At 69.2% G+C, this 8,146-nt stretch carries 9 protein-coding genes; 6 read left to right on the top strand and 3 right to left on the bottom strand.

Annotated features, from left to right (window positions below):
• Window positions 1-159: 159 nt before the first annotated feature.
• Both MSZK_RS13300 and MSZK_RS13305 read right to left on the bottom strand, forming a co-directional pair.
• Window positions 160-924 carry a CPBP family intramembrane glutamic endopeptidase gene (locus MSZK_RS13300; protein WP_099248519.1) on the bottom strand — a complete coding sequence of 255 codons (765 nt, stop codon included), beginning with the start codon at window positions 922-924 and terminating at the stop codon, window positions 160-162.
• A gap of 19 nt (window positions 925-943) precedes the next feature.
• Entirely contained in the window at window positions 944-1,714 is a 771-nt protein-coding gene (locus tag MSZK_RS13305) for a DUF2470 domain-containing protein (protein WP_099248521.1), read from the bottom strand.
• A gap of 95 nt (window positions 1,715-1,809) precedes the next feature.
• Here MSZK_RS13305 and pheA point away from each other — a divergent pair, with 95 nt between their 5' ends.
• From pheA to MSZK_RS13340, 6 genes are all read left to right on the top strand, one after another.
• Window positions 1,810-2,730 carry a prephenate dehydratase gene (gene pheA / locus MSZK_RS13310; RefSeq protein WP_099248523.1) on the top strand — a complete coding sequence of 307 codons (921 nt, stop codon included), beginning with the start codon at window positions 1,810-1,812 and terminating at the stop codon, window positions 2,728-2,730.
• Window positions 2,727-3,413 carry a histidine phosphatase family protein gene (locus tag MSZK_RS13315; RefSeq protein ID WP_099248525.1) on the top strand — a complete coding sequence of 229 codons (687 nt, stop codon included), beginning with the start codon at window positions 2,727-2,729 and terminating at the stop codon, window positions 3,411-3,413. Before pheA ends, MSZK_RS13315 begins: the two co-directional genes overlap by 4 nt.
• Window positions 3,414-3,825: 412 nt before the next feature.
• Window positions 3,826-4,089, top strand: coding sequence for a hypothetical protein (locus tag MSZK_RS13325; protein ID WP_099248529.1), 264 nt, complete (start codon window positions 3,826-3,828; stop codon window positions 4,087-4,089).
• A 93-nt stretch (window positions 4,090-4,182) separates the two neighbouring features.
• Window positions 4,183-5,739: a protease pro-enzyme activation domain-containing protein gene (locus tag MSZK_RS13330; RefSeq protein WP_233211285.1), complete on the top strand. Its 1,557-nt coding sequence runs from the start codon at window positions 4,183-4,185 to the stop codon at window positions 5,737-5,739.
• Window positions 5,736-6,947, top strand: a complete 1,212-nt coding sequence (locus MSZK_RS13335) for a hypothetical protein (protein ID WP_099248533.1) — start codon at window positions 5,736-5,738, stop codon at window positions 6,945-6,947. Before MSZK_RS13330 ends, MSZK_RS13335 begins: the two co-directional genes overlap by 4 nt.
• A complete protein-coding gene (locus MSZK_RS13340) occupies window positions 6,944-7,687 on the top strand; it encodes a hypothetical protein (RefSeq protein WP_099248535.1) in 744 nt (247 codons plus the stop codon). The genes MSZK_RS13335 and MSZK_RS13340 overlap by 4 nt, the downstream gene beginning before the upstream one ends.
• A gap of 7 nt (window positions 7,688-7,694) precedes the next feature.
• Here the strand turns inward: MSZK_RS13340 and MSZK_RS13345 are convergent, their stop codons facing one another.
• Window positions 7,695-8,045, bottom strand: coding sequence for a metallopeptidase family protein (locus tag MSZK_RS13345; protein WP_099248537.1), 351 nt, complete (start codon window positions 8,043-8,045; stop codon window positions 7,695-7,697).
• Window positions 8,046-8,146: the final 101 nt, after the last annotated feature.

An 8,146-nucleotide genomic window follows, 5' to 3' on the forward strand; every position in this document is an offset into this window, starting at 1 on the left:
GGCGGAGGCCGGCGCCCGGGATCGCGGCGGATCACCTGGGAGGGCTCGGGCTGCGGCGCGCGGGCGGGCGGCGCGCCGCGCGGGATTCGCTCGGTCGGCGGATCGGGCGCGTGTCGCCGCGGCCAGTCCTCGCTCACCAAATCAATTTACGTGCCCGGTTCATTTCAGCCAGCCAAGATGACCGGCGAGTGCGATGTAGCCCACGAACGCGACGGTGTCGATCACGCCGTGCGCGATCACCAGCGGCCACAACCGGCCGGTGCGGCACCAGGCGTACCCGAAGACCAGGCCCATCACCAGGTTGCCCAGCCCTGCTCCGAAGCCCTGATAGAGGTGGTAGAGCCCGCGCAGCACGCTCGAGGTCAGGATCGCCCGATTCTGGCTCATGCCCAACTGCTTGAGCCGGGTGATCAGATAGCCGACGACCACGACCTCTTCGGCGAACCCGTTGGCGAAGGCCGACAGGATCAGCACCGGGATCCGCCACCAGGTGTCGTGCAGGGCGGCAGGCTCCACCTCGGCGTTCATCCCGAGCCACCGCGCCGCCAGGTAGAGCAGTAGGCCGGGGATGCCGATCAGTGCGGCCAAGCCCAGGCCGCCCAGCACGTCGACCCGGCCCACCCGGCCCAGTCCGAGCCGGGCGGGGGTGATACCGCTGCGCCACAACAGGTACAGGCCAAGGGCGCCCCACGCCACGAGCTGGGCGATCGACGTCAGGTTCAGGCCGAGATTGATCAGGTCGTAGCGGGACAGGTTGGGGTTCAAGCGGACTCGGCGTCCGGCCAGCCCGGACAGCACCGCATCGAACAGTTGCAGCGTCGCGATGACGGCGCTCACCCCGAAGGTGACGGCGAGCATGACGCCGATTTCGATCCGCAGTCCGCGCCGGTCGGTGGCCAGGAATTCGTCGCGGGGCGCGCTCACCCCGCCACGGTAACGGGCACTACACGCGGCGTGCGCGCAGCCCGTTGACGAAGGGGCAACCCATCAGCAGCCGGATGGCGCGGCCCAGGCCCGGGACGTCGTGTACCGGGGCGCTGAACGGCAGCCGGACGTCGTGGTCGCCGTCGGTGCCTTCGACCCGCAGCCGGACGCCGTAGCGGTCCAGCCCCAGCGGGCGGACCCGGCCGCGCCGCAGCGCGGCGGGCAACTTACCCACCAGCCGGGCGAGCACCTCGGGGTGATCGCTGTCCAGGTGGCGCAGCCAGGCCGATTCGAACTCGCAGAACGGGTCCGGCCGGGCCGCCATCAGCTCGTGCAGGCCGACGGTCTCTGCGCCGCCGGCGTCGGCCACGACCACCGACTCCACCTCGAGCAACAACAGTTCCCGTCCCGTCCCGATGTCGAGCAGGGCCGGATTCGGATGGTCGGCGGCGATCATGTCGATCATGGCGCGCAAGGCGTGGTCGGGCACGCACTGGACCCGGCCGCGGATCCACACCAGCGAACGCACCGGCTCGCGCAGCGGCAGCGGGGCCAGATCGGTGAGCTCGAGCACGGCTGCGACCCCGTCGGTGCCTGCCGTGGCGGCCCGCACGGCCAGGCCGCATTCGCTGGGCAGGCTGACAGCGAAGGAACCGCCGGGCAGCAGGTGGTGAAGGGGTGTGGTCACCGGCGCGGCGTCGTCGGCGACCAGCATCGCCCCGGCGGCGCGCGCGCAGGCGCTGCGGACGCGTTCGGCGGTGGACGGCGTAGTGAGCGTGGCTGAAGTCATCGCGCACCTTCCAGTTAGTGAGGTAAGCCTAAGTTAACTAGGCTGACACTGTCGCGCAAGGCTTTCCCGGACGCCCGACCCGATAGGGTTGACCCGTGGCCCGCATCGCCTACCTCGGTCCCGAGGGCACGTTCACCGAAGCGGCTCTGCTCAAGATGTGTGCTGCCGGCGTGGTTCCCGGTGCCGGAGCAGCACAGCCCATACCGACCGACAGCACGCCGGCAGCGCTGGCCGCAGTTCGCGACGGCTCGGCCGATTTCGCGTGTGTGCCGATCGAGAACTCGATCGAAGGCAGCGTGCTGCCCACCCTGGACAGCTTGGCCAACGGCTCGCCGCTGCAGATCTACGCCGAGCTGACCCTCGATGTCGCATTCAGCATCGTGGTCCGCGACGGGCGCGACGCGGCCTCGGTGCGCACCGTCGCCGCCTTTCCGATCGCCGCCGCCCAGGTCCGCCGGTGGTTGGCGCAGCACCTGCCTGCCGCCGGACTGGTCCCCGCGCAGTCGAACGCCGCCGCCGCCCAGGACGTCGCGGCCGGCCGCGTCGACGCCGGTGTCAGCACCGCACTCGCCGCCCAGCGCTACGGACTGTCCACCCTGGCCGACGGCGTGGTCGACGAAGCCAACGCCCGAACCCGATTCGTGCTCGTCGGCCGTCCCGGCGTGCCGCCCGCCCGCACCGGCGCCGACCGCACCTCGGTGGTGCTGCGTATCGACAACTCCCCGGGTGCGCTGGTGTCGGCGATGAGCGAGTTCGGCATCCGCGACATCGACCTCACCCGCATCGAATCCCGGCCCACCCGAACCGAGCTGGGTACCTATGTTTTTTTCCTGGACTGCGTCGGCCACATCGACGACAGCGCGGTCGCCGAGGCGCTCAAGGCCGTGCACCGCCGGTGCGTCGACGTCCGCTACCTCGGCTCGTGGCCGACCGAGTCCGCCACCGGCGCACAGCCGCCGCAACTCGACGAGGCCGACCGTTGGCTGACCCGACTGCGCGAGGGCGATCCGACATGAGCGGACGACTGATCCTGCTGCGCCACGGGCAATCGCACGGCAACGTCGAACGCCGGCTCGACACCCGTCCCCCCGGTGCCGATCTCACCGACCTCGGCCGGGAGCAGGCGCGCGAATTCGCGCTCGCCCGGAGCCGCCCGCCCGGGCTGTTGGTCCACTCGATTGCCCGCCGCGCTGCCCAGACCGCCGAAGAGATCGGCCGCCAGCTGCGGCTGTCCGCCGAGGAGTTCGACGGCATCCACGAAGTGCAGGCCGGCGAGCTGGAGAACCGCAACGACGACGCCGCGATCGCCGAGTTCAACGAGATCTACCAGCGGTGGCACCAAGGCGAACTGGCGGTCGCGATGCCCGGTGGCGAGAGCGCCGGCGACGTCCTGGACCGCTATCTGCCGGTGATCACCGACCTGCGGCTGCGCTACCTCGACGACCACGCCTGGACCGACGACATCGTGGTGGTCAGCCACGGCGCCGCGATCCGACTGGTGGCGGCCACGCTGGCCGGGGTGGAAAGCAGCTTCGTGCTCGACCACCACCTGGCCAACACCGAGGCGGTGGTGCTGTCGCCGATCACCGACGGTCGATGGAGTTGTGTGCAGTGGGGTGCGCTGAGCCCGCCGTTCTATCCCGAGCCGGATTTGCACCCGGTCGCCGACGCCCTGGAATCCGTCGATCCGATGGGTTGAGGAACTATCCAGCCAACCGTTCCGTGGTTTGCTGAAAGCAGTCACATCCGACCGCGTCGCAATCGATCACCCACGTGTGAAAGACCAGTTCGGGGGTGGCGCAGCCGTCCTCGGTGCACTCCGCGCGGTGCAGCGTGTGGCGAATCAGCGTACCGTGGCAATGTCCCAGGCCAGCAGCGCATTCTCGGCAGCTTTGTACCATGGTTCGTTCATAGCATCGGTGCCTCCGCGGGTGGTGTTGCCACGCTGGGGCCCAGCAAGCCATTTTCGCCCGTCGCGAAAGTTGCTATGCAATTGCTGGTGCGGTGAGATATCTTGGGTGTCCTCAGCCCTTCGGGGGTGGGCTGGTTAACTGCCGGGCCAGCCAGTGATGCACGAATCTAATCCCGGCATTGGAAAGTAAGGACTCATCATGATGTCAGGTCGTATGACTCGGCAGATTGCACTTTTTGCTGGCGGGCTCGCGATCGTCGGTATGGGCACGCTGACCGCTTGCGGCAAGGACAAGGAAAAGGCGCCGGAGAGCACCACGCCGACCACCTCGACGAGCGCTCCCGCGCCGTCGCCCACCGAGAAGGCCGTGTCGCCTGGTGGCCCCAACTCCTTCACGCCCACCGTCAAGGCCCCGCCGGCGCCGACCGCGCTGCCCGGCAACGTCATCACCGGCGGCAACTAAGCCGCTCGGGTCACATCCGTCCACAGCCTCACTCCACCGACAGTGATCGGGGTACATCGCCTGCGGGCGCTGTCCATGGTGGGGCTCGTGGGGATGCTGACCGCCGCAGGAGTACTGGTCGCTGATCTGCACCGGACTTCGGCACCCGCCGAGTCCGGTGCGATCAGCGGCCCTTACGCGTCTCTGCTCGCCAGCTCCGTGGACCTGGGTCCGGCGCGAACCGATCACATCCAGCTCACCGCCGCGCTGCGCGACGATTCCCGGCCCGACCAGCTGATGGGCTGGGCCCAACAACAGAACCTCTCGGTGCGCTGGCGCCCCGGCGACAGCTGGGCGATCCTCGAAGGCGCACCCGCCGCGGTGTCGGGCGCCTTCGACGTCGACGTGCACGACTACCGGGGCAAGCGCGGCCAGGTCTTCTACGCCTCGCCCCAACAACCGGCCGTTCCGCAGTCGCTCAGCGCGGAGGTCGAAGGCCTCGGCCGCATCCTGGGCTATACGCCCTACCGCGAATCCGAGGTCTGGATGATGCCGCTCGAGGTCCCCGACCAGGGCTTGAATCCGAGCGCCCTGCTACGCACCTACAACGCGACGCCGTTGCACGAGAAGGGCTACACGGGCAAGGGCACCACCGTCGTCGTCTTCGCCTTCGACGGATTCGACCAGGCCGACCTCGACAGCTTCGCCACCAGCTTCAGCCTGCCCAAATTCACCCCGGACGTGGTCGGCGGCATGCCGGAGGCACGCCGCGGCGAGGCCACCATGGACTTGGAGGCCATCCACGCGATCGCCCCCGACGCCAAGAAGGTGCTGGTCAATGCGCGTCCCACCGTCGAAGGCGATGGCTCCTACGAGAAGATCGCGACGATGATGGAGGAGGCCGCGCGCAGCTATCCGGGTGCGGTGTGGAGCTTCTCCATCGGCTGGGGCTGCGACAAGCTGATCACCGCCGCCGACCTGGCACCGGTGCGGGCGGCGCTCGTCGCTGCGCAACGCACGGGCACCACGGCCTTCGACGCCAGCGGCGACCTGGCGGGCCTGGACTGCAAGGGCGGCGACGAATGGTCCTCGCCGCCCAGCGAGAACGACGTCGGCCTGGATGCGGTGGCGTCGATGCCGGAGATGGTCGACGTGGGCGGCACCACGGTGTCCACCGATGACAAGGGCGACTGGCTGGCCGAACAATCGTGGTTCGACCCGCCGCTGTCCCAGGGCACCGGCGGGGGAGTGTCGGCCCTGTTCGAACGGCCGGACTGGCAGAAGGACCTCGATGTCGACGGCGGTGACGGCAAACGGCTGACCCCCGACATCGCGGCGGTGGCCGACCCGTTCACCGGCGTGCAGATCGTGTTCAACCAGCAACTGATCACCGGTGGGGGCACCTCGCTGGCCGCGCCGCTGTGGGCCGGCATGACGGCACTGATGAATCAGTACGTGGTCGACAAGGGCGGCTCGCTGATCGGCAACCTCAACCCGATCCTGTACACGATCGCCGAGGGCACACCGTTGCCCGCGTTTCGTGACGTCGTCCTCGGCGGCAATGCCGTGGCCCACGCCGGACCGGGCTATGACCTGGTGACCGGGCTCGGCACCCCCAATGTGGAAAACCTGGCGCAGAATATTCTTGTGACTCAGAAGATCGTCGGATGACCGCGCCGGACGACGTCGTGCCGACGATGGAATGCTCGGTCTGCCAGATGGACGTCCCGGCCGGCGCGTTCTGCGGCTACTGCGGCGGACACCTGGCGTCGGAACCCACCCGCGGGCCGCGCTGGCTGCGGTCGCTACGCGGCGACACCTTCGGGGCATCGCCCGGGGAGAGTGTGCTGATCCCCGCGATCGCCAGCTCGCTGTTTCCGCACCTTCCGCAGCGATCGCGCACCCCGTTCCGGGTGGGGCTGGTCCTGGTGCTGGTCGGCCTGGTGCTGTTCGCCGTGATCAAGATGCCGGCCGCACTGATCACCGTCGCCGCCCTGGGACTGCCGCTGCTGTTCGTGCTCTACCTGAGCGAGTCGGCTGTCTACCGGGACATGTCGGTGTGGGCGATGGTGCTGGCCGGCACGTTGGGCGCCGCACTCGGGGTGGGCTGGGTGCTGTTGACCGGCCAGATGGTCGCCCGCGCCTACGGGGTGCCGATGGCCGCCGGCCTGGCGATTCACCACCTCATGCGTGAGGGAATCATGATTCCGGCCGGCGGGATGATCCTGATGCTGGTGCCGACGGTCCTGATCCGCCTGATGCAGCCCAAGTCGCGAGAGTCGTTGGACGGGTTCGTGATCGGCGCGCTGGCGGCGCTGATGTTCACCGCGGGCGCCACCCTGACCCGGTTGGCTCCGCAGTTCGCGACCGGGCTGCTGGCCCACAGCCGACCGATCAAGGGACTGCTGGTCGAGGCGCTGCTCTGCGGGGTGACGATTCCGCTGACCGCGGCCGTGGCCGGCGGCATGATCGGCATCGCGCTGTGGTTCAAGGGGCAGACGTCCAACCCCCATGAGAGTCCCGGCCGCATCCGTGCGCTGCTCTACCTGCTCGCGGTCCTGGTGGTGCTGATCCACGTCGGCGTCGCGGTCACCGACATCGTCGGCATGCCGCAGCTGCAGATGCTCACGATCCACCTGGTCATGTCGCTGGTCGTGCTGGTTCTGCTGCGGATCGGTCTGCAGCTCGCGCTGCTCCACGAAGCACATGACCAGGTGGAACAGGACGAGCCGCTGTTGTGCATCCACTGCGAGCACGTGGTGCCGGACATGGCGTTCTGTCCGGCCTGCGGGGTCGCCACCCGCGCGTCGTCGCGCGCCTCCCGCCAACAGCGTCGGGCGGCGCGGCCGGTGCGGCAGGTCGCCGCGGAGGGGTCGTGACCACACCCTCGACTGCTGCCGATACGGAGCAGTTCCCGGGCTACGCCCTGCCGCCGGGAACCTACCTGGCTCCCGAGATCCGTCGTACCCGGTTCAGTCGCACCGTCGGGCTGTGGGTCGCGGGAATCGTGGTGGTCGCCGCGACGCTGGTCGGGGTGTCGCTGACGGTCACCAAGAAGGCGCCGCGGTTCATGTGCCCGCCGGAGTGCGGCGCCCCGCCGATGGGCACCCCCGTCACCGGTCTGCCCCGGTTCACCGCGGCAGACGGCTCGTTCTCGGTGTCCTACCCGGCGCCCGGGTCGGCCTATGAGGTCTCCCAGGACGGCAAGGGGGTGACCGCGAAGTTCACCGCCGGCGATACCGGTGTGCTGCAGTTGTTCTCGGAGCCGGCCCGCGGCCGCAGCCCGCAGACGATCGCCCGGGACCTGCTGAAGCAGAAGTTCCCCGACGCGAAGATCGCCTACGAGATCCCCAACGCGATGGTCGGCTATCAGCCCGGATACGGTGAGGTGGCCGACTCGTGGCCGCAGGGCACCTCCAACAGCTACATCCGGATCCGGACCGTGCTGTTGGTGGCGGTCAAGAACGACCTGGCACTGGTGGCCGGCGCGGTCGGCCCGTATCACGCGTTCGGGCCCGATTTCGGCCCCGGCCTGCCGTCCGGCGCCAACGTGCAGATTGCGCAGGACATGGGCAAGTACGTCAACAGCTTCAGCTGGCAGGGCGATCCGCCCCGCTGAGCTCTGTTCAGCCCCAACCTAATTCGTGCAGACGATCGTCGTCGATGCCGAAGTGGTGGGCGATCTCGTGGATCACGGTGATGGCGACTTCCTCGACCACCTCGGCCTCGGTGTCGCACATGTCCAGCAGGGGCTCGCGATAGATCGTGACGGTGTCGGGCAGCGAGCCGGCATAGCTGGAATCCCGCTCGGTCAGCGCCACGCCCTCGTAGAGACCCAGCAGATCGGTCTCCTCGGGATGGCGGGCCTCGACCAGGATCACGACGTTGTCGATCGCCGCAGCCAGTCCGGGTGGGATCAGATCCAGTGCGTCGCCGACCAATTCCTCGAACCGCTGCGGGTCCATCGAAACGGGCACTAAGCCGGCGGCACCGTGGCGTCGACCGGCCCGGGCGGCGGGCCTGCCGGCGGCGGACCTGCCGGCGGCGCGTCGGCCGGGGGCGGCCCGTCCATCGGGGG

The organism is Mycobacterium sp. shizuoka-1, from assembly GCF_002723835.1.
GTDB lineage: Bacteria > Actinomycetota > Actinomycetes > Mycobacteriales > Mycobacteriaceae > Mycobacterium.